Origin of the sequence: Trichocoleus desertorum AS-A10, assembly GCF_039962155.1 — a bacterium.
In the GTDB taxonomy this organism is placed as follows: domain Bacteria; phylum Cyanobacteriota; class Cyanobacteriia; order FACHB-46; family FACHB-46; genus Trichocoleus.
Map to the genome: position 1 here is coordinate 125,560 of NZ_JAMPKN010000001.1, position 20,174 is coordinate 145,733.

A 20,174-nucleotide genomic window follows, 5' to 3' on the forward strand; every position below is an offset into this window, starting at 1 on the left:
ATATTGCTATGCCACCTACTCCTTATCACCGCAGGTTCCAGAAGCAGGTTCCCAGCCAGGCTCCTAACTTAACCGAAAAACTGATTGCCTTGCGATTTGGCAGTGAGCAATATGCCATTCCCATGCGCCAGGTTCAGTCTGTCTTGAACAACTTTACGGCTTACGGAGCGCTAGAAACAGGCCAAAGTTTGGTCATGCACAATCAGGGTATTGTCACCTTAATTGATAGCGCTACCCTGTTCCTGAGCCAGCAAGCGATCGCACTCTCACAATTCTTAGTTATCTGTCTGCTAGATAGTGGTGAGCTTTTAGGCATTCCCACTCCCGAAATGCCCACCATTTTGGAGGCTGACCTGAGCAAACTAGAAACGCTGCCAATGGGTTACCGTCAGGGGCGTTTATCCCCAGCGATCGAAAAGCTGATTCCAGTCCCCGATGGCAGCGTGGTGTTTTACATCAATGTAGAACGGTTGTTACCTATTTCTGCCTACTAACCACATCAGTTTTATGCGGGATAGATCCGCAAGCGCCGATTCGGTTCCTCTCCAAAGCTAGAAGACTTGAGATGATAGTGCTCTGCCAGCTCATGTTGCATCTTGCGCACTTTGGACGATCGCGGCAACAACTCGACTGGCTGACCTTTAGGAATCACGATTTGCTCAACTGCAAGTCTGGCTTCTTCTAGCGCCTCGATTTCGTCTTCATCACCATCACGATAAAACAGACTCAGATCAGAGGCTTCAGGCACCGCCGGATCATCCATATCCAAGAGGCGACGGAGAGAGCGAACAATCTGCGGCACCGTGTTGGCTTTGATTGTATGAATCGGTACATGGCGGCTCTTGGCCATACTTCTCAGCTTGGCATGGTTTTTGACATGCGATCGCAACGCTAAAACGGCATCGGCGCTGTCAATATCTTTTGTCAGCACTACAGGTAGATTCAGAGTTTGAATCACTTGGTCGAGTTGATGCCGACTGATGCCATAGGGATAGACATGCAAGGGCAGATCTTCACCATTAGGGCCTGTGGTGCGAGCGGAGATTTCACTAACAAAATCTGAACTGCTGCTACTAATACCAAGGCTGCCTTGAGGCCAAGAAGCATCTAGTAATTGCTCAAACTCCTGGGCCGCTGGAGAACTGTCTAATCGGTTGGTTAAAGCTGAGCGTCTAGCCGAGAAACTCTTTTCACCAAAACTAGGACTTGGCAGCGGCGTCATTTGTCCTGAAGCCCGCCAGCCCACGGCCCCTTTCGCAGCCGCAGCAAAGCGATTGGGGGGCAGTGGGCTTTCTGCGATCGCATTAGGCAATTCGTGGGTAATCACTACTGCGCCCGCTTCGTTCACCGTTCTGGTCTGAGGGTTGGGCTGGCGACCCCGCAGCAAACTGTCCACCGTCTCGGCAACATGTTCATGCACCACCCACTTTTGCCGCTCCAACATCTCTACTGCAATGTCGAAGGTCGGTGGCGCTTTTCGCTCTAGAACACTTTTCTGGCTGCCTCGCCGTCTGGCTTCCTCGTCGCCCAATGTAACTGACTGGATGCCACCTACCAGGTCAGACAATGTGGGGTTTTTAATCAAGTTTTCAATCCGGTTGCCGTGAGCGGTGCCCACCAGTTGCACACCCCGTTCCGCGATTGTGCGGGCGGCCAGAGCTTCTAGCTCTGTACCAATTTCATCAATCACAATGACTTCTGGCATGTGATTTTCCACCGCCTCAATCATCACTTGGTGTTGAAGTTCGGGTCGAGCTACTTGCATCCGCCGTGCTCGTCCGATCGCGGGGTGAGGCACATCTCCATCACCTGCAATTTCATTCGAGGTGTCAATGATGACCACTCGTTTTTCTAGTTCATCTGCCAAAACCCTTGCAATTTCGCGGAGTGCAGTGGTTTTGCCAACTCCGGGTCGCCCCAACATCAAAATGGAACGGCCACTTTCTACCAAATCTCGAATCATGCCGATGGTGCCGAAGATGGCTCGCCCGACTCGGCAGGTCAGACCAATGACTTCGCCTCGCCGATTGCGGATGGCGCTAATTCGGTGCAGAGTTCGTTCAATCCCCGCGCGATTGTCTCCCCCAAAGTTTCCTACCCGCTCAATCGAGTACTGGAGGTCAGTTTGCGAGACGGGTGTTTCTGACAAGTACTCTGCTTTGCCTGGAAAACGTGCTTCTGGACGGCGGCCTATATCCATCACCACCTCAACCAAGCTCTCTTGGTCGGGATGCTGCTCTAAGCGCTGGCGGATCTCACTTGGCAATATATCTAGCAACTTACTGAGATCGTCTGTAATTTGCATGTTGTTCATCGTGACGTTTTCAGGCTCGATCGCTGCCATGTCTGCTGTCATATCTAGATCTGATGCGGGCTGCTGTTTCTGTTGGCTCGATGCAGCTAAAAGCGGGTCTACTGGACCCGGCAAACTTTCCTGATTGTCAAAAGAATTTGTCTCGTTCAGACTCACCATAGTGATTAAAAAAGTTGAATTAACAGCAGGCGCTTAGGAAAGCAAAGTTTGATTGAGAGCGGACGGTGTCTTGATTTGGCTCACCAAGGAGTGCGCTAAATCAACTGCGGGCCAAAGTAGGTGCGGTTGGCTTTCCAGGGGCAGGGATTGCACTGATTGAATTGGTTGCAGTGGTGCTTCGGCTAAGGCGATCGCTTCAGAAGATGGTCCAGAGATAGGCAGGGACAAACTTTCTAGCTGCTCCAAAATTGGAGACAACAACACTCGTGCGTAACTACCATAGGCCACTCCAGCAATGTATTTCTGTAGGCTTGGGGAAGCTAGAAGCCCTAAGCTGTTTAGCTTCTCGACGGTATGACGGTTAGTTCCTCCTGCTAACTGCACAAATCCTGGCAAGTTGGCTGCCAACACTTTTTGGCCTAACTTGACGGCGGCACGGGTCGCACCGTCTCCAATATCACCACTCATGGGGCGACCATCTGTTTGCCAAACTAAAGCACAGGCTAGCGGCGAAACCGTTTGATAAATTGACCAGAGGTAGTCAATTAGGCCATCGCCATCCGGACAACTAATCGCTAGTAATTTGAGTTGTCCCGCCCAAGGAGCGATCGCCTGCCAAAGTCGCTGGAAATCAGCTAGCCGCCCTACTTGGGTGTGAATCTCTAGAGCATCTACGCCCGCTTGCAGTACTAAAGGGGCGATCGCTTCCGGAGTAAACACATGGGAGCGAGTCGTAATTTGCTGAATCGGACAAACGGGTAAACACCGTCCGCAACCATAGCAACGGGCATCTATAACTCCAGAAAATTGCTCCGGTTGGTTTTGCTGTGGTTGCTCAAAGACAATTGCTTGCGCGGGGCAAATCGTTTCGCAAGGCCGAGGACAGTCAGAAGGACATAAAGTTGGGTTAAATTCTGCTTTGCGGAAATGGGGATCTTCACCGTCATTTAGGCTCACCATCAGCCACGGGCGGCCCTGCCAAGCTAAAGAGGGATGCTGAGAGGCGAGCGCAATGTCGTCCGCTGTGTCTAAAGCTGCTTGGGCGATCGCGATTACCGCTGGGTCTGCGGCAACATCAATACAATCAGCACCAGCCAACGCGTAGGCTAAAGTTAAGTTTCGGACGGCAGGGAGATGTTGGAAACTGGCTCCGCAAATTAATTTAAACCAGCGTCCCTCCCTTAGAGAACGTAAGGGATGGTCAAAATTAGTCACACCTTCATGCTAATGCTCTCGCTGAGAAATGACGAGGCTCTAGACAAAATTTGATCCCCTGCCGCTAGGTTGGGGGCTGTTTGCAATCGAGTGAGGAATTGCCTGACTCTTGCTCATTCACCACATCTGCTGCTTTAAGAGATACTTCGCCGCCAACTCACGCCAAATCTGGTAGTTGTTGGCCTGGCGATCGCCATCCAGCATCCTCAAAGGCAGATGCGGTGTGATTACCGTTTGTTAACAAACTACTGATCTGCTTCTAAAGCGGCTAAATAATCGATTGCGGCTTCCAGCTTAGAAGGGTATTGCTCAGCAAATTGGTTAAACCAAAGCCCTTCCGTAGACAACGGATCTAAATTCTTTAACCAATCTTGGGCAGTGCGAGCCAAAGCAGTTCGACGGGCTTGTTGCGCTTGGGCTTGACGCTGTTGCTCCGCCACTAATTGCTGTTGTCGAGCTTCCTGTGCGATCGCGTCCTGCACCTCGTACTGGCCTTTGATCTCCGCCAACAAGCTATCGAGCGGGTCTGGCTGCCGCCCAGAAGTTGGCTTTGCTGGAGGAGAGCTAGGTGGTAACGGGGATGGTGCGGCTGGCGGTGTAGGTGTTTCGCTGTATTGAGCTTTGACTTGTGCGAGTAACCGTTCGATCGAGTCCATATCGTTCTGCACTTCTAGTCATTAATGGCATTGAGCAACACTTCGCTCAAACTCATCTCCTCAATATCGGCAAAGGTGATCGCATCACAAATATCAAACTTCGCGCCCACCCCTGCGAGTTGCTCGTCTAAAGCTTGAAGAAATTTGGTGGCTTGGGGATCAGCACCAATTTGAATGAACGAAATGGCTAATTCTTCATCTCGCTCCATTTTGCGGGAGGCATCAACGATCACCTCCATAACCGCACGGCGATCGTCCGGTTCTCCATCTGTGATCACCAAAATAGTTTCGCCAGCGGGCTTTGTTTTCCCAGCGGCTTTGCGCTGAAAATAATAATTGGTGGCATCTTGTAGCACTGCCGCCAAGTTGGTGGTTCCGGCGGGGTCGTTCTCTTGAAAGAGCTGTTCTACTTTGGCTGAAGTCACATCGTCATAGCGCTTGAAGCGGCCTGAGAACAGGTAAACCGTGATGCCATCCGGGTCAAACTGCTCACACTTGCGGGCCAGCGCCAAAGTAGACTCTTGTACTTCCATCCAACGACTGCGGCCACCTCTCTGATCTGGAGTGGACATACTGCCACTTTTATCCACGATGAGCGTATAGTCCCGATCTTTCACGACGTAAACCTCAATGCATCCGTGTTTTTCGTCCAGTCTAGAGGATGAAACCTCGCAGCGTCACGAGTAAAGACGCGAAAATTAGCAATTAGTCGGTTGGCTAAAAACTAATTGCTAAAAATTGGTTGCTAAAAACAAGTAGATGAACTGGTGCTGGAGTTAAACACCGAGCCAGCTTAAGCCGGAATCAAGGTTTCTTGTAAAGGCTGCCAGCGACAGACGCGATCGCCGCCGCGCTCTACGACTATCTTGACTCGCGGTTCCAGGGTTGGCAGCAGGGTCAGAAATTCTACTTCTTGACGTGACAGAATATGACCTTCAATCAACCACAGCACCAAACCTTTGGCATGAGTGGGCAGGTTTTCTAGGTGATAGTTGATAACTGGCGGCGCAAAGTAAACTCGAATATCTTTTTTGCCCAGGTGAGGGGGACGAATACCATGAACTCCAGTCAGGTAACTTCCCAGGTCGCCTAACCCTTTCGCACTCATATGCACCGTCACATAGCCAGCAGCCCGTAAACGTCGCTGATAGCGGCCTTCAAAACCACCTTCCAAGGGCACATAGAACCCCAAAGAGCCTGACTTTTCTAAATCGCGAATTAGTTTGCCGCCATTTGCGATAAGTGCCATAAGTTTTATGCTTTACCCCGCTCAAAGTCCTATTGTGACTCACTCCACCACATGTGTGGCTGCGATCGCGCCCTTACTTTGGTAGAGAAACTGCTTAAATCTCTCACCTGCTTGTTCATTTTATCCTGTAGCTAGGTACTTATGCCGCCCAGTTCAAAAACCATGCAAGATCTAGAAAACTCGCAACCTTGGCCTCACCAAGATTGGTATCGCAACGATCTTACCCAAAGAAAAAGTTGGTATGGCGGAGTCGCCCAGGCTTACGACCAAGCCAGGCCACGGTATCCCCAAGCTCTAATTCGGCGAGTCGTAGAGTTGGCGCAACTTCCCGCTGATGCCAAGATTTTGGAATTGGGGTGTGGTCCTGGCATCGCAACTAGGCCATTCGCTCAGCAAGGCTACTCAATGGTTTGTCTGGAGCCAAGCCCATCCGCTTGTCAGTTAACTCAGCAACACTGTGCAGCCTACCCAAACGTTGAGGTTCACAATACCTCCTTTGAAGAATGGCCATTAGAGGCTCAGGAGTTCCATGCGGTTCTGGCCGCGACTTCTTTCCACTGGATTGATCCTGAGATTAGACATGCCAAGGCTGCTGCTGCGCTGTGCGATCGCGGGTTTCTGATTTTGTTGTGGAACACACCTCCTCAGCCTAGCTACGAAATTTCTCAAGCATTAGAGGCGGTTTATCAAATTCATGCTCCGTCTCTAGCAGGCTATGAAGACCATGCATTCCATGCGGAGAACCTGAACCAAATTGCTCAACTGGTGGTTGGCTCAGGGCAATTTCAGCACTTAGTGTCCGAGCAGTTAATCTGCGAAGTCACCTACAGCATTGATAACTACCTGATGCTTTTGAGTACCTTATCCCCGTACATTGCTTTGGAACCACAGCAGCGGGATGCTTTATTTACAGATCTACAGGCAGTGCTAGAAGAAACCTGCGATGGTAGTTTGCCAACTTCCTATCTTTCCGCATTCCATATTGCTCGAAAGGTCTGAGTTGTCAGGTTTAGCGCTTGATTGCTATACGGCACCTTCTGCTTCTAGGTTCACAAGGTGTCACACTGAATTTAGAGGATGAGTTGCAATATCAGCGCTTTGAAGTCGGTTATGTCCAAAAAGCAAAAGTTTCCTTATCTAGTTGGCTCCAAGTGGACAGCCCGACAAACCCAGATGGGATGGCGACATTTTCAAGTCGTGAATCGTAAAAATGAAGGTCAATGGGTCTTTGCGGAAATGGTAGCGGCCTGTGACCCCAATGTTCGCTTTTGGCTCAATGCCAAACAACTCAAAAATCGTGCGATGTGGCAGGCGGGCTGGCAGTCTCTACAAGAACAAGGCTTGGAAGCAACTGAAACCGAGTCCCTAGAGACGGTAATTTACCCAACTTAGTTTTGGGCGGATCACCGCCTGTCTTCCCTTCGTTAGACAGAGCCAGCTTCACGGAAATTTATTTAGGCTGAGAGGTGGCTTTGTTGGGAAGGCGCTGCTGTGAACCAGAGTGTTTCAGGGTAGTCCATCAGGATAGCCAAAGCTGGAGTAGATAGTAGGAGCGAAGCGTGGAAACCAAACGGCTGGGCAATACAGGTATCACGATTAGTGCGATCGGTTTGGGTGGCATGCCGATGTCCTTAAGCGATCGCCCGACTGAAGCGCAAGCCATTGCTACCATTCATCGCGCCTTAGATCTGGGCATGACTCTGATCGATACGGCAGACTCTTACTGCAAAGATGAATCCGATAAGCATCATAATGAACGGTTGATTCACAAAGCGCTCCAGCAGTATGGCGGCCAGAAAAGTCACGTCAAAGTTGCGACAAAGGGTGGCTTGATGCGCCCCAATGGGTCTTGGACTCGCAATGGCAACCCAGAGCACCTGCGAGAGACGATCCGAGTCAGTTTTGAGGCGTTAGGGGGTGAGCAACCGATTGACCTTTGGCAGTACCACGCTCCTGACCCCAACTACACCATTGAAGCATCGCTCACGCCTGTTAAAGAAGCGGTGGAGCAAGGTTTGATCCGTTTCGTGGGGGTTTCCAACTTCTCGGTCGAGCAAATCAAACAAGCCCGCCAGGTAGTGGATGTGGTTTCGGTGCAGAACCAGTACAACCCCTGGTATCGCCAACCAGAGACAGATGGGGTTTTGGAATACTGCGAGCAAGAGCAACTCACCTTTATCCCTTGGAGTCCTTTAGGCGGTAGTCGGCGATTTAGGAAATTGCAAGATATTCCGGCGATCGCCCAACTCGCTCAGTCCCACAACGCTTCTGTTTACTGCATAGTGTTGGCTTGGTTACGCGCTAAGTCTCCCTGTGTGGTTCCCATTCCTGGCGCAAGCAAACCTTCTAGTATCGAAAACTCTGTACAAGCGATCGAGGTGCAACTGTCAGCAGCAGAGATCACGGCGATCGATCGCGCCACAGCTAGTTAAGCCTCTTATCCAGCTAAGCCTCTGATTTCAGCCACAATACGGCCATATTTCGCAGCAAATGCTGTTGTTGTCAGCCTAGCAGCGGTGAAACGATGGTAATAAAGCTGCGGAGCTGACCTCCTAAAGTTGCTTAGCGTCTGGATTCATGCTTTATTTCCCTGAGACCCTGCTCAGCTCGTCTGGTGGGCGCTTGGTTGCTCTTGCGACTGGGTTGACTTTCTTGGCTGCTAGCGCACGTTGGCTGAGCGTTAGGGTAGCTACGGCAATCGCCCGTGTTCTAACTAACCCATCACCTCAAACCCCAACCATTCCAGACGAGTGGCACCCAGACGAGTGGCACCCGTTTCAGCAAGCTCCTCTCGCCGCGATCGCCTGGAATGTACATGGTGAGATCACCCACTGGAATCCCAGTGCAGCTCAAGTCTTTGGTTACAGCCCCCAGGAAGCGATGGGTCGGCAAGCAGCTTTAATCGTCCCTAGCCACATCAAGGCTTATGCCAATCAAGTTTGGCATGACTTGATCAACCAACGCGGGGGCACTCGCAGCATCAACGAGAATGTGACGCAAGATGGCAGAACGATTATTTGTGAGTGGTTCAATGCGCCGCTACTAGACGCACAAGGGCAGGTGCTTGGGGCCATTTCTTTTGTGCAGGATATTACTGAACGCACGCAGGTTGAGAAGCAACTGCTGCAAAGTGCTTTTTTTGATAGCTTGACTGGTTTGCCCAATCGCGCTTTCTTTAGCGATCGCCTGCACCAAGCAGCCGCCAAAGTCAGCCGCCAATCTGATGGTTGCTTTGCCGTTCTTTTTCTCGACCTAGACCGCTTCAAAGTGGTGAATGACAGTCTGGGACATTTAGTCGGCGACCAGTTGCTGGTTGAAGTCGCCCAACGATTGCAAGCTTGCTTACGTATAGGCGACACGCTAGCTCATCTGGCTGGAGATGAGTTTGCGATTCTACTAGAGCACATTCAAGACATCAACGATGCGACCTGCGTAGCAAGGCAGATTCAAGAAGCCATCAAGATGCCCTTTATTCTCAACGGCCATGAGGTGTTTACCACCATTAGTATTGGCATCGCCCTTAGCACGATTGATTACGAGAAGCCAGATAACCTGCTGCGAGATGCGGATACAGCCATGTATCGTGCCAAAGCTTTGGGCAAAGCTCGGTACGAAGTCTTTACTTTGGCCATGCACGATCATGCTGTCACACTGCTGCAACTCGAAAACGACCTGCGACGAGCAATTCAGCGGCAAGAATTTTTAGTGCATTACCAACCAATTGTTTCGCTGCGAAACAGCAAAGTGATTGGATTTGAAGCTTTAGTCCGTTGGCAGCACGCTACCAGAGGCCTCATTTCTCCAGCGGAATTTATTCCAGTTGCTGAAGAAACAAATTTAATTGTGCCCATCGGATGGTGGGTACTAGAAGCCGCTTGCCAGCAGATGCGGTCTTGGCAACTGCAATTTCCCACGACAGCGACTTGGACAATGAGCGTGAATCTCTCTGGGAAGCAAATTGCCCAACCTGATCTAGTAGAACGGATTCGTCAAATTCTGACGGCAACGGGTTTGAGCCCTCGCAACTTGAAATTAGAAATTACCGAGAGCGTGCTCATGCAGAATCCTGAGGCGACCACAGCCCTCTTTTTACAGCTGCAAGCCCTAGGAATTCGGTTGTCAATTGACGATTTCGGGACAGGTTATTCCTCGTTAGCTTATCTGCATCACTTTCCCATCGACACCTTGAAGATCGATCGCTCGTTTGTAACGAGTGTGGATACAGATGCCGAGAAGTTAGCCATCATTCGCACCATTGTTACCCTAGCCTGGAACCTAGGGATGGATGTAATTGCTGAAGGTGTGGAAACAGCCAAGCAGTTAGCTCAACTCAAAGCCTTAAAGTGTGAAGCGGGACAAGGTTACTTGTTTGCCAAGCCTATGAGTGGTGAAGCAGCAACAGCCTTTATTCAAGCTCATTGCTACCGCGTCACCCGCAAATCTAGTTGAGATATTTGGCGATCGTGTTTTCCTATCGCACCACCGTAAACGGGAACCGCACAGCAGCCTTCGTGTCATCGACAGAGCCGGTCAACTCTTTGGTCTCTCCCTGGACTAGCACGGTTAAGGTAAAGGGAACTGGACCCGAAGCCGCACAGCGCCGATATAACCGCGCCTCAACTGTGTACTTACCTGCTGGCGACCCACCTGTGGGCCAAAAAATATTTTCAACGGGTTTGGCGACAGGCTTGATGCAGTCAGCATTGGCATCTACATCCTGCTGCCCCCCGGAACGAATACGAGGATTTTTATAGAACACGGTCTGACCACTGGGGTCGGTAACGGCCAAGTCTAAGTCATCCACCGTTTCCCAGCGCAACGTGGCTTGAATATCGCCAGTGCCCAGTTCTGGTTCTTGGCCTCCCGTCACACAAAACACGTCTAAGTTGATCAACCGCCCCGAATCAGTCTTCATGTAGCAAGCTAAGCTCGGTTCCCTACTAGGTTTTGCTAGCGGATACCCAAATTGCTTGGTTGGCGATGGATTCGCAAAGCTAGGAGCAGCAAACCCTAAAGCCAAAATTAGTGAGACTGCCGTTGGGCGAATGAGTTGCAACATGGTGCTAGGTAGATTGAGAAATGGCGAATGAGGATTCTCATAGAGTTCCCTAGCCAGAAGGAAAAATCAGAAGGTAGCTGCCAGAGGTTAAGCCAGAAGTTAGAGCAGAGGTAAGGCGATCGCACTTCCGTGTCCAAGGCACAATGGGAAAGGGCGTTCCTTCGGGTATTGAATCGGGTATGTCTATCATCGTGGCTGAAGACCTGAGCAAGGTCTATCCTGTAGCGGTCAAAGAGCCAGGTCTGAAGGGGACATTGCTTCACTTCGTGCGGCGTAACTACCGCTTGGTGCAAGCAGTACAGCAAGTTTCGTTTCAGATAGAAGCGGGTGAAGTGGTTGGTTTTTTGGGAGCTAACGGTGCTGGCAAAACTACCACACTCAAAATGCTCACCGGGCTGATTCACCCTTCATCGGGACAAGTGCGGGTGGCGGGGCAGGTACCGTTTCGGCGTGAGGCCAGCTTTCTGCAAAACATCACGCTAGTCATGGGTCAAAAGCAACAACTGATCTGGGACTTGCCAGCGCTGGATTCTCTGCGGATCAATGCTGCGGTTTATGGCATCTCCGACAAAGAACTTCAGTATCGCATTGGCGAGTTGGCCGAGATGTTGTCCCTCCAAGCCAAACTAACCCAACCGGTACGGAAGCTATCTTTGGGTGAACGGATGAAAGCGGAACTTCTGGCAGCTCTGCTCCACCATCCCCAAGTTTTGTTTCTAGACGAACCCACTTTAGGCTTGGATGTCAACGCTCAGGTGAGTGTACGGGACTTTTTGCGGGAATATAATCAGCGCTATGGAGCCACTGTGCTGCTGACCAGTCACTACATGGCAGATATTACGGCGCTGTGTAAGCGGGTGTTGGTGATTCATCAGGGACAGTTGATTTACGACGGTAGCTTAGAAGGGCTGTCGGAACGCTTTGCCCCATGCCGTGAAGTCAAAGTGGAATTGGCTCAACCCAAGTCCAAAGCGGAGTTGTTGAGTTACGGGGACATCGAAGCGGTGGATGGCCGCATGGTGCGATTTGTCGTACCTCAAGAGTCTTTAACCCGTACAGTGGCTCGGATTCTCGCGGAACTAGAGGTGGTAGATCTAGCGGTGACAGACCCTCCGATCGAAGAAGTGATCGGTCAGTTGTTCCGGGCAGGAGTGGCGGTATGAGGAGAGCCTGGAAAATTACTCAAGCTTTGCTCTCGGTTTACTACGCTTATATGTTGGAGTACCGAGCGGAGCTGCTGTTGTGGGCTTTGTCGGGTTCCTTGCCCCTGATATTGATGGGAGTTTGGATTCAAGCAGCTCAAGGCGGACAGTTGAGCTTGTCTCCTATCGATTTTGTGCGCTATTTTCTGGCCGTGTTTATCGTGCGGCAGATCACGGTCGTTTGGGTGATTTGGGAGTTTGAAAAGGAAGTGGTGGAAGGCAAGCTATCCCCGCGACTCCTACAACCGCTCGATCCGGTTTGGCATCACGTCACTTCTCACGTATCCGAAAGATTGGCACGTTTGCCCTTTGTCGGTGGGCTAATTATTTTGTTTTTTCTGCTCTATCCGCAAGCCGCCTGGATTCCACCTCTAAGCAATATTTTGTTGTTTAGCTTAGCAACTGCGATCGCCTTTGCTCTGCGTTTTCTGATTCAGCATACCTTCGCTTTATTTGCCTTTTGGATCGAACGAGCCAGTGCGATCGAGCAGTTCTGGTTTTTGCTTTATCTCTTTTTATCCGGTTTGGTAGCACCGCTAGAGATGTTTCCACCCGCAGTTCGCAACGTGGTTCTGTGGACGCCGTTTCCTTACATGGTTCACTTTCCTGCCAGTTTACTCGTGGGACTTCCAGTGAATTTCGGCCAAGGATGTTTAGTCATGGCAGGCTGGGGTTTGCTGTTTTTAGGGCTGAATCGTTGGCTCTGGAGACAAGGGCTGAAGCAGTATTCGGGAATGGGAGCGTGAGGGAGGAAGGATGAAAAAAGAAGAGAGGAGAGAGAAAGGGATACAGCGTTATGGGCGGGTGTTGCGGTTGTTTTGGGGAACGGCGATCGCGGCGGAGATGGAGTATCGGCTGAATTTTGTGCTGTCGGCTTTTACGAGTTTGGGCAACTTGATTGGCAGTTTGTTTGGGCTGTTTTTGTTTTACCGCACAGACTACACCTTTGAAGGTTGGTCTTGGGACGAAGCCTTGGTGGTGTTGGGCGTGTTCACGGTGCTTCAGGGCTTTTCTAGTACCTTTCTCGGCCCCAACTTAAACCACATTGTGCAGCATGTGCAGCAAGGCACGTTGGATTTCGTCCTGTTGAAACCGATTAATAGTCAGTTTTGGCTCTCGACCCGTACTATTTCTCCTTGGGGCTTACCGGATATCTTTTTTGGTTGCTTAGTCATTGGCTATGCGGGGCGGCAGTTGGGAATTGAGGCTCCTGCTTATCTACTCGGTGCCGTGCCATTGTGCTTCGGGTTTATCAGCCTCTACAGCTTGTGGTTTATGTTGGGAGCCACGAGTATCTGGTTCGTTAAAATCTATAACGTCACCGAAGTTTTGCGCGGTTTATTAGAAGCGGGCCGTTATCCAATGGTGGCTTATCCCGTCGCTTACCGATTTTTCTTTACCTTTATCGTGCCTGTGGCGTTTCTGACCACCATTCCTTCCGAAGCCCTACTAGGCCGAGTAGAACTCGTTTGGTTGTTGGGAGCAGGCTTGTTAGCCTTAGCTTTGTTCTTAGTCTCGCGGATGTTTTGGCAGTTTGCTCTGCGCTTTTATACAAGTGCGTCCAGTTGAGCAGCATGGATGACTCAGCAGCGCGATTTATTTTTCTGTTCTTAGATGGGGTGGGATTGGGAGAAGCGCAAGCAACTAACCCTTTAGCGGCGATCGCGGCCATGCCATTTTTAACGCAGCTTCTGGACGGGCCACTGATAGCTGGACGAACGGCTTGCCGAGCAGGGCTGTTATTGCAACCGATTGATGCCATCCTTGGCGTGCCAGGGCTACCCCAGAGCGCCACGGGCCAAACCTCATTATTTACAGGCTGTAATGCGCCTGCTTTTATGGGACGCCATCTCAGCGCTTTTGCCAATGGCTCTTTGCGAACTTTGATTGAAGCCCACGGCATGTTTAAGCAGGTGCTGAGCTTGGGCGGCTCTGTAACCCATGCCAATCTCTATTCTCCCGCTTACTTTGAGGCGATCGCGCAACGGCGACGGCGTTATTCAGTAGGAACGCTTGTGACCCTGACCGCTGGGGTGCCTTTTCGCATGGGGGGAGGAGGCGAGTGCCAAACTGCGATTTCCTGGGATATTACTGGCGAGTATGTGAATCAGCGGGGCGGCAATGTTCCACCCCTGACACCCGCTGCCGCAGGGCAAAGACTGGCTACGATTGGGAGCCAGCACCATCTCACCCTGTTTGAGTGTTATCTCCCCGATTACGCAGGTCATAGTCAGGACAAAGCCCAAATCGTTCAGGTTTTGCGGCTAGTAGATGCGTTTGTTGAGAGTGTCGTGGCGCATCTCCAACCTGGAGTTAACCTGGTGATTAGCAGTGACCACGGCAATATCGAGGACTTATTCCATCCGCATCACACCGCCAATCCGGTGCCGCTGATTGTGATTGGCCCTCAGGCGATCGCGTTTCAGTCTGTGCAAGACATTACAGGCATTACACCCAAAATCGTGGAGTTGTTACAAGTTGGCAGCAATACGGCTCCAAGCTTGTACCACGTTTTGTAACTCTGCTGGCAATTGACTTTGCACCATATCCGCATAACGAGCCGTTACATTAGGGCCAGACAGCGTCACGGTGAAATAGTCGGCGGCTCCCTGAGGAGCAGGGTAGCTATGGCGATTGAATTGAGCAAAGTTTTGCTGTTCGAGTAATTGCCGAAAGCGTTGCACCTCAGCCGGAGATACTTGCACCACTTTCACAGGAGTGACAACACCATTGGGTTGTAGTTGACCTTGAATCAGCTGACCATTTGCTTGCAAAGCGATCGCGGAAGTTTGTCCTGCAATGCCGCCACTGGTGACTACTCGAAAGATAACTCCTGTGGTTAGGGGCGGAATCAATTCACTGCCACCAATCAAGTTTGGCTTCAAGCCTGTCGCGCTACTCACATTACTGGCTTGGCGATCGAACTTCACCAAGGAACCAGAATCATTGGTGCGATAGGCTAAGCGCTGCCCCCCACTTTCTACAGTGACGAGCCAACCGGGAACGATAACAGCAGCACAAAACACTCCCGGTTCCGCTAAGCCTAAGCAAGCATCAGGCCAGGTGGTTTTTTCTGATTGCACAATTTGCAACTGAGTAGTAGGTACCCGAAATTGCTGAGCCGCAGCCTGCAAGACGGTTCTAGAAACGTTTTTGGGTAAGCCCGCTGGGTAAAGCCCGCTGGCTGCTGTGTCTAACTTGATCAGTGAGCCAGATTCATTGGTGCGATAAACCAACTGCTGCGATCGCCCTGCGACTGTAACTTGCCAACCCGGAGTTTCGGCTTGAGTGCAAAACTCACCAGAGGTCGCCAACCCTAAGCAACCATTACTCCAGGTTTGCTTGGCAAACTTGGCAATCTGGACTTGAGTCGCTGCAATTCCCAATTGCTGAGCCGCTGCTCGAGTCACGCTAGCCGCGATCGCCTGGGGTAAATCGGCCTTGGAAGCATCGACTGCTAGACGTAAGCTTTGGCCAGTTTGGTCAGTGTGGTAAACCCATGACTGCTGTCCAGCGGAGAGTACCACTCGCCATCCTGGAACTTGAGCTTGAGTACAAATTTCATTGGTAGCAGCTAACTCTAAGCAGCCGTTATTCCAAATTCTTGACTCGGCTAAAGTGACTCGCAACCTACCAGGTGGAACATTGATGCGGCGAGCTAAATCTTGTCGAACCAAGTTCTCTACAGAGGCTGGGAATGAATTGTTGGTTGAAGAGCCAGTACTTCTATCTCGCCCCCGGCGACCTTGCTGGGCCAGTAAAGTTGCCTGTTCTGGCTGACCAAGCACTGCCTGTGGAGCCAAGGGAGAAGCATGAGTCGTGGTGGCCGCGATCGCGGCACTTAGCCAACCCAAACTAGAACCAACCGACAAAATTCCTGTCAACAACACAACTACGAAGCGAGGCGATATTGATGAGGCAGCAATGGTTGCAGAACGATATTGGGTCGGGGGTCGCATAGAAAACCTCACAAGAACTCACTAAACTCAAGCTGATGATGCAGCGCCAATGAGCATGATTGACTCGGCAATTTTAAGACGCTGCTACAACAATTTATGCCAGCCTGACAAAACTTCAGACGGCGATCGCTTACAGATGAGTTCCGTGAGGGTTTCTATTGCTTAGGAGGAGTGATTTGATTGGGCAGAGTGGGCAACCCTGCTTTCTGCAAAAACTGATTAAAGCCCGCCGGTTGGATGAGATACCAAGCGGTTGAGCCCGCGAGAACCAACGCTCCTAACATCAACAGGGTAGAAAACACTTGGGCGATCGCGCCTGGAGCATTAGAAGAACGTCGATGCGATAGAGATGGCGTCGGCGTTGTCCTGACCACTGTGGAGCGAGGTCTGGAAGCGTTAGCAGTCGCAGCAGTTTTGCTAGATACAGTACCGACTTTGCCTGCACCCACCACAGGGGCAGTTTCCATTTGGCGCAACTGCTGGGTTACAGCTAAGGGTTGCCGTTCGGTGCGACACCACTGGCGTAGAGCAGCCGCAGTAATGCCACAGAGATTAGGTGCTTCTACTCCTTGGACCCGCTGCAACAAAGACTGATCGGTCGTCACTAAAACCACCAACGAACCGGGATGGTTACGTGCCAGCCCGTAAGCGGCTTGGGCTACAGCTAAGGATAGCCTAGCTTTTTTGCTAAAAGATTCTCCGCTCGCAGGTTTGAGAGAAGCATGGGGCGCACTGATGGCCGTCATATGCCAGCCACTATCAGGGTAGAAGCGCATGAACTCTCTAGCCGTCTGCTCCAAGCTCGCCTCTGGCGCTCGGTCATGGAGATAACGGATTTCGTCAAAAACAACCTGGGGAATAAAGCACTCGCCTACACGAGAGAATTCCTGCCACTCTCTAGTTTTTCCTACTTCCAGAGCGCTTAAATCCAAAACCACTAAAATCGGAGCTGGTGCAGCCATAGCGATTCGGTGTCACACCTTGTAATGCTGAGTAATGTAGATGAAAGAATGAATTGAGGAGCACCCTATTCAAATTATGGATGATGGCCGCTAAAATAGCAGACTTTCTGGTGAAGTTAGCCACCAATTCCTAAGCGGCCTGCCAAGCTAGGGGTAAGGGGCAGGAGGGTGGCAATCATTAAGAACAGAGCCAGCAATCCTAAGCCAGCGCGGGCATCATTGGGTTCGGAGAGTTCATTAAGACTAGGCCGCTCTAAATCTCGCTGTAAAAACAGAATGATGATCGCCCAATACAAGGCCAAGGCATTAGCAAAAGCCGCGATCGCCAAAAGAATTAAAGTCGCTACCGTGGTTCTGCCAGCCGTTTTGCGGCCATAAATGGCTTGCACGATCCGCCCACCATCCAATTGGCCAGCAGGCATGAGGTTCAACGCGCTCACCACTAAGCCCAACCAACCAATCACAGTCAGGGGATGCACATCGACCAGCGAGTTTTGCAAAGCAGACCCCAACACCACTTTCGCCAAAGTGCCGACCAGAATCGAACCTTTGAAGAAGTCCGCTGGCACCTGGAACAAACTGCCGGGATGAGACAAGACTAGCCCCGTTACCAGCATCAGTAAGGAAATTAAGCCTCCTGCGGCTGGTCCCGCAAACGCCACATCAAAGAGCACGGTGCGGTTGGGCACAATCGACTCGAAGCGAGTCAAAGCTCCGAACGAACCCAGTTGAGAGGTCGGGAAGAAGAAAGGTGGGCTAAGGCGCACTTGATGACGGCGGGCCAGAACTCGATGACCGATTTCGTGAGCTGCCAACACGGCCAAAATTCCGCCCCCAATCGGTAAAACTTCTCGGAACCGTTCTGGAGCACTGAAGAAATCGAAACCTAAGAGAATGCCGCCTGTTTCTAAGCAAGTTGCCACCGTCGCGATCGCCAGTGACAAAGCCAAGAGCTTCTGTGGCAGCGTGGTGGGCTTGGGGTCGTTGCGACTCGGCAGCACAATTACGACTGGCCTGCCATCCTGGTTTTCTACCAAAAACAAGCGATAGCGATCGCCCAATCGCTCTTCCAAGCTACCCGCCAGACGGCTATAGGCAGCCTCTACATCTCCTCGCAGGTTGCCCTTAAAAATGGCTCCATCTTGGTAAGGAATGGTTTCAGTAGCGAAGAAGGTATCAATCCCAAAAATGCCTTGAATGGCCTGCAAATCTGTGGCAGGAATGGGTATGCCTTCGCCTTCCCCAACAGAAGCAGTTGATTCAGTTCCGGATGACCCAAGTTCACCCTCAGCTTTCTGGTTGGCGGGTTCAGCATTCACTGCTTGCCGTGCCTTCAGCATGGCAGTTGCTCGTTCTTGCAACACTGTGTCTTGACTAGCCGATCGCAATTGATTGCCTAAGAAAACATAGAGAGCAGTGGACCCAACTACTAGGAACAGAATGCCGACTAAGTTGAGATAAATGCCAGCGGCGAATAGCCCGAAAAACAGCAGCCAAGGTAGCATCAATACCACGGACTGTAGCCAAGCCAGAATCCCTAGCTTGCCAAAAGATTTAGCTCGGTAAAATCCCCAGCCCAAAATTCCTAGGGTAACTAGGACCATTAAAGTGATGGCAGAGGCTTCTGACGCAGCCGTAATCATGGTTATGGTGTGCTCCTGAAACAGAACCCGACAAAGTCAGGTAGTCGCTGATTTGCTGCTCCTGCTGCAACGAACGAGAGTCATCCTCGGTTGAGTTAAGAATGTTTCGCCAACGGAGCAGGTACGTATAAATACTACTGTAGCTGAGGCTGTACCCCCAATCACAAAGGCCCAATCATCGGTTGGGAGGTGGCGGATAGCTCAGCACGGCTTGGCGCAAGTTTCCTTGGTGTTGAGTTAAAAGGCGATCGCTTTCTTCTCGCGATAAACCCGTCCAATGCATCAACAGCGCTAGCTTCACTGAGCGACCGCTGCGCTCCAGCAACCAACCTGCTTCTTCGCGGTTGAGGTCGGTTAAATCTTGCAAAATCCGCAGGGCGCGATCGTGCAGTTTTTTGTTGGTGACAGAAACATCGATCATGCGGTTGCCGTACACCTTGCCCAGTTGCACCATCGCTCCTGTGGACAAAATATTCAGCGCTAATTTGGTGACCGTACCAGACTTGAGGCGGGTAGAGCCTGCGAGTACTTCTGGCCCGACAATCAAGCGAATATCAATGTCTGCTTTGACGGGAACTTGCTCCGCTGGCACGCAGGCGATAAAAATCGTCGTAGCTCCCCGTTGCCGTGCGGCTTGCAACGCTCCGTGAACATAGGGGGTGGTGCCCCCAGCCGTAATGCCCACCACGACATCTAGTTCTGTGATGTGACGATGCGCAATGGCCTCTGCTCCATCCTCAGCGCGGTCTTCCAAGTCCTCGGAACTCCGCACCAATGCGCCCGCGCCTCCAGCAATAATGCCTTGGACTAACTCAGGTGGCGTACAAAAAGTGGGAGGACATTCGGCGGCATCCAAGACTCCCAAGCGCCCACTGGTGCCTGCACCGATGTAAAACAGCCGTCCCCCTTGGCGCAGTGACACAGCCGTCCGTTCGATCGCCTGAGCTAGTTCTTGTCGAGCTGCTGCGATCGCGGCAATGGTTTGGGCGTCTTCCCGGTTAAATAACTCCACCAACTCTAGAGCACTGAGTTGATCGAGATTCTGACTGTTGGGGTTCACTTGCTCCGTCAGCAAGTAGCCGCGCTCATCAGGAAAAGGCTGGGGGAGCTGTTCGCCATTGACAGCGCTAGGGGGGTGAGGGTCTTGAGGCATGTTACTTATAGAAGTCCTTCCAAACGACGACGAATGCGGTCGATCTCCGAGTCTGGAGCTTCTGCTTCGGGTTCTGCCCCTTCTTCGCGCCAATCGGTTTCTTCTACATTGGATTCTGGAGGCATTGCCAGGGTGTCTTCTGGAACCAAGTTGCAGTCGTAGTCAGCACCTTGGCAAAATTCTTCAATTTCTTCTAGTTCAAATACTTCCACCGATGGGGTTGGGAAGTCCTGAGCTTCCAACAACAAACCAAACCGAGTGGCATCATCTTCCGACTCAAACATCAGCACCACATTGCGTTCTCCCCGCTCCGGGTCTTGAATTTGAATCGTGTGAATTCCTTCGTTTTCAGTTCGGGCATTAAAAAGTAGAACGAACACACGCATGGGTTTTAGGCATCTTGTGACCACAGTTCTTTCCTATCTTAGAGGCGATCGCGACGAGTGCATGCGCTAAGCTCATTCTCAACTTCGATCCATCGCTACCTGAAACTTGCAACTCCAAATCGGAGTCAAGCTCTGGGTGGAATGCTATTGATTCACCCGAAGCTACTGAAACCGACTGAACCACCATCCAAAAATACTTCCAGAAGAATGTATTGGT

At 51.2% G+C, this 20,174-nt stretch carries 20 protein-coding genes; 9 read left to right on the top strand and 11 right to left on the bottom strand.

Annotated features, from left to right (window positions below):
* Window positions 1-8: 8 nt before the first annotated feature.
* Window positions 9-494, top strand: a complete 486-nt coding sequence (locus tag NDA01_RS00495) for a chemotaxis protein CheW (protein ID WP_348226484.1) — start codon at window positions 9-11, stop codon at window positions 492-494.
* 11 nt (window positions 495-505) lie between these two features.
* Here NDA01_RS00495 and NDA01_RS00500 read toward each other — a convergent pair whose 3' ends face one another.
* From NDA01_RS00500 to ndhN, 5 genes are all read right to left on the bottom strand, one after another.
* Window positions 506-2,473, bottom strand: coding sequence for a R3H domain-containing nucleic acid-binding protein (locus NDA01_RS00500; protein WP_370527438.1), 1,968 nt, complete (start codon window positions 2,471-2,473; stop codon window positions 506-508).
* 33 nt (window positions 2,474-2,506) lie between these two features.
* Window positions 2,507-3,688 carry a circadian clock protein LdpA gene (gene ldpA / locus NDA01_RS00505; protein ID WP_348226485.1) on the bottom strand — a complete coding sequence of 394 codons (1,182 nt, stop codon included), beginning with the start codon at window positions 3,686-3,688 and terminating at the stop codon, window positions 2,507-2,509.
* A gap of 245 nt (window positions 3,689-3,933) precedes the next feature.
* Complete coding sequence (locus NDA01_RS00510; protein ID WP_348226486.1) at window positions 3,934-4,344, bottom strand: salt stress protein, Slr1339 family; 411 nt, start codon at window positions 4,342-4,344, stop codon at window positions 3,934-3,936.
* A 14-nt stretch (window positions 4,345-4,358) separates the two neighbouring features.
* A complete protein-coding gene (locus tag NDA01_RS00515) occupies window positions 4,359-4,961 on the bottom strand; it encodes a VWA domain-containing protein (protein WP_190432128.1) in 603 nt (200 codons plus the stop codon).
* A gap of 176 nt (window positions 4,962-5,137) precedes the next feature.
* Entirely contained in the window at window positions 5,138-5,593 is a 456-nt protein-coding gene (gene ndhN / locus NDA01_RS00520) for an NAD(P)H-quinone oxidoreductase subunit N (RefSeq protein ID WP_190432127.1), read from the bottom strand.
* Window positions 5,594-5,734: 141 nt separating this feature from the next.
* On the opposite strand from ndhN, the gene NDA01_RS00525 reads away from it, so the two are divergent.
* The 4 genes from NDA01_RS00525 to NDA01_RS00540 all read left to right on the top strand — a co-directional run bounded on the left by NDA01_RS00525 (window position 5,735) and on the right by NDA01_RS00540 (window position 10,042).
* Window positions 5,735-6,592, top strand: coding sequence for a class I SAM-dependent methyltransferase (locus NDA01_RS00525; protein ID WP_348226487.1), 858 nt, complete (start codon window positions 5,735-5,737; stop codon window positions 6,590-6,592).
* Between the two features lie 111 nt (window positions 6,593-6,703).
* Window positions 6,704-6,985: a TIGR02450 family Trp-rich protein gene (locus NDA01_RS00530; protein ID WP_348226488.1), complete on the top strand. Its 282-nt coding sequence runs from the start codon at window positions 6,704-6,706 to the stop codon at window positions 6,983-6,985.
* A gap of 167 nt (window positions 6,986-7,152) precedes the next feature.
* The gene (locus NDA01_RS00535) at window positions 7,153-8,025 is read left to right on the top strand and encodes an aldo/keto reductase (protein WP_348226489.1); all 873 of its coding nucleotides are present in this window, start codon (window positions 7,153-7,155) and stop codon (window positions 8,023-8,025) included.
* A gap of 145 nt (window positions 8,026-8,170) precedes the next feature.
* On the top strand, window positions 8,171-10,042 hold the full coding sequence (locus tag NDA01_RS00540) for a putative bifunctional diguanylate cyclase/phosphodiesterase (RefSeq protein ID WP_348226490.1): 1,872 nt from the start codon (window positions 8,171-8,173) through the stop codon (window positions 10,040-10,042).
* A 22-nt stretch (window positions 10,043-10,064) separates the two neighbouring features.
* Here the strand turns inward: NDA01_RS00540 and NDA01_RS00545 are convergent, their stop codons facing one another.
* Window positions 10,065-10,652: a DUF2135 domain-containing protein gene (locus tag NDA01_RS00545; RefSeq protein ID WP_190553851.1), complete on the bottom strand. Its 588-nt coding sequence runs from the start codon at window positions 10,650-10,652 to the stop codon at window positions 10,065-10,067.
* 179 nt (window positions 10,653-10,831) lie between these two features.
* Between NDA01_RS00545 and NDA01_RS00550 the strand changes: the two genes are divergently transcribed.
* Genes NDA01_RS00550 through NDA01_RS00565 form a run of 4 tightly spaced genes read left to right on the top strand, consistent with a single transcriptional unit; the run spans window position 10,832 to window position 14,373 of the window.
* Window positions 10,832-11,815, top strand: a complete 984-nt coding sequence (locus NDA01_RS00550; protein ID WP_190432121.1) for an ABC transporter ATP-binding protein — start codon at window positions 10,832-10,834, stop codon at window positions 11,813-11,815.
* On the top strand, window positions 11,812-12,600 hold the full coding sequence (locus tag NDA01_RS00555; protein ID WP_348226491.1) for an ABC transporter permease: 789 nt from the start codon (window positions 11,812-11,814) through the stop codon (window positions 12,598-12,600). Before NDA01_RS00550 ends, NDA01_RS00555 begins: the two co-directional genes overlap by 4 nt.
* Before the next feature lie 10 nt (window positions 12,601-12,610).
* Window positions 12,611-13,423, top strand: coding sequence for an ABC transporter permease (locus NDA01_RS00560; protein ID WP_431193268.1), 813 nt, complete (start codon window positions 12,611-12,613; stop codon window positions 13,421-13,423).
* A gap of 5 nt (window positions 13,424-13,428) precedes the next feature.
* Complete coding sequence (locus NDA01_RS00565; RefSeq protein WP_348226492.1) at window positions 13,429-14,373, top strand: alkaline phosphatase family protein; 945 nt, start codon at window positions 13,429-13,431, stop codon at window positions 14,371-14,373.
* On the opposite strand, the gene NDA01_RS00570 is transcribed toward NDA01_RS00565, so the two are convergent.
* The 5 genes from NDA01_RS00570 to NDA01_RS00590 form a co-directional block, all read right to left on the bottom strand.
* Window positions 14,326-15,813 carry a DUF8738 domain-containing protein gene (locus tag NDA01_RS00570; RefSeq protein ID WP_348226493.1) on the bottom strand — a complete coding sequence of 496 codons (1,488 nt, stop codon included), beginning with the start codon at window positions 15,811-15,813 and terminating at the stop codon, window positions 14,326-14,328. The two genes, NDA01_RS00565 and NDA01_RS00570, sit on opposite strands and share 48 nt — an antisense overlap.
* A gap of 155 nt (window positions 15,814-15,968) precedes the next feature.
* Window positions 15,969-16,775: a PIN domain-containing protein gene (locus NDA01_RS00575; protein ID WP_190432116.1), complete on the bottom strand. Its 807-nt coding sequence runs from the start codon at window positions 16,773-16,775 to the stop codon at window positions 15,969-15,971.
* Between the two features lie 116 nt (window positions 16,776-16,891).
* A complete protein-coding gene (locus NDA01_RS00580; RefSeq protein WP_348226494.1) occupies window positions 16,892-18,418 on the bottom strand; it encodes a site-2 protease family protein in 1,527 nt (508 codons plus the stop codon).
* Between the two features lie 175 nt (window positions 18,419-18,593).
* Window positions 18,594-19,571 (bottom strand): N-acetylmuramic acid 6-phosphate etherase, encoded by a 978-nt coding sequence (murQ, locus tag NDA01_RS00585; RefSeq protein ID WP_348226495.1) that lies wholly within the window; start codon window positions 19,569-19,571, stop codon window positions 18,594-18,596.
* A 5-nt stretch (window positions 19,572-19,576) separates the two neighbouring features.
* On the bottom strand, window positions 19,577-19,957 hold the full coding sequence (locus tag NDA01_RS00590; RefSeq protein ID WP_190432112.1) for a DUF3110 domain-containing protein: 381 nt from the start codon (window positions 19,955-19,957) through the stop codon (window positions 19,577-19,579).
* Window positions 19,958-20,174 lie beyond the last annotated feature (217 nt).

Excerpts from the sequence above, each read along its gene's own strand:
- NDA01_RS00565 (WP_348226492.1), top strand. The coding sequence starts at position 13,429 with ATGGATGACTCAGCAGCGCGATTTATTTTTCTGTTCTTAGATGGGGTG.
- NDA01_RS00545 (WP_190553851.1), bottom strand. The coding sequence starts at position 10,652 with ATGTTGCAACTCATTCGCCCAACGGCAGTCTCACTAATTTTGGCTTTA.
- NDA01_RS00540 (WP_348226490.1), top strand. The coding sequence starts at position 8,171 with ATGCTTTATTTCCCTGAGACCCTGCTCAGCTCGTCTGGTGGGCGCTTG.
- NDA01_RS00510 (WP_348226486.1), bottom strand. The coding sequence starts at position 4,344 with ATGGACTCGATCGAACGGTTACTCGCACAAGTCAAAGCTCAATACAGC.
- NDA01_RS00550 (WP_190432121.1), top strand. The coding sequence starts at position 10,832 with ATGTCTATCATCGTGGCTGAAGACCTGAGCAAGGTCTATCCTGTAGCG.
- NDA01_RS00555 (WP_348226491.1), top strand. The coding sequence starts at position 11,812 with ATGAGGAGAGCCTGGAAAATTACTCAAGCTTTGCTCTCGGTTTACTAC.
- murQ (WP_348226495.1), bottom strand. The coding sequence starts at position 19,571 with ATGCCTCAAGACCCTCACCCCCCTAGCGCTGTCAATGGCGAACAGCTC.
- NDA01_RS00530 (WP_348226488.1), top strand. The coding sequence starts at position 6,704 with ATGTCCAAAAAGCAAAAGTTTCCTTATCTAGTTGGCTCCAAGTGGACA.
- NDA01_RS00590 (WP_190432112.1), bottom strand. The coding sequence starts at position 19,957 with ATGCGTGTGTTCGTTCTACTTTTTAATGCCCGAACTGAAAACGAAGGA.
- NDA01_RS00525 (WP_348226487.1), top strand. The coding sequence starts at position 5,735 with ATGCCGCCCAGTTCAAAAACCATGCAAGATCTAGAAAACTCGCAACCT.
- NDA01_RS00495 (WP_348226484.1), top strand. The coding sequence starts at position 9 with ATGCCACCTACTCCTTATCACCGCAGGTTCCAGAAGCAGGTTCCCAGC.
- NDA01_RS00570 (WP_348226493.1), bottom strand. The coding sequence starts at position 15,813 with ATGCGACCCCCGACCCAATATCGTTCTGCAACCATTGCTGCCTCATCA.
- NDA01_RS00500 (WP_370527438.1), bottom strand. The coding sequence starts at position 2,473 with ATGGTGAGTCTGAACGAGACAAATTCTTTTGACAATCAGGAAAGTTTG.
- NDA01_RS00580 (WP_348226494.1), bottom strand. The coding sequence starts at position 18,418 with ATGATTACGGCTGCGTCAGAAGCCTCTGCCATCACTTTAATGGTCCTA.
- NDA01_RS00575 (WP_190432116.1), bottom strand. The coding sequence starts at position 16,775 with ATGGCTGCACCAGCTCCGATTTTAGTGGTTTTGGATTTAAGCGCTCTG.
- ndhN (WP_190432127.1), bottom strand. The coding sequence starts at position 5,593 with ATGGCACTTATCGCAAATGGCGGCAAACTAATTCGCGATTTAGAAAAG.
- NDA01_RS00560 (WP_431193268.1), top strand. The coding sequence starts at position 12,611 with ATGAAAAAAGAAGAGAGGAGAGAGAAAGGGATACAGCGTTATGGGCGG.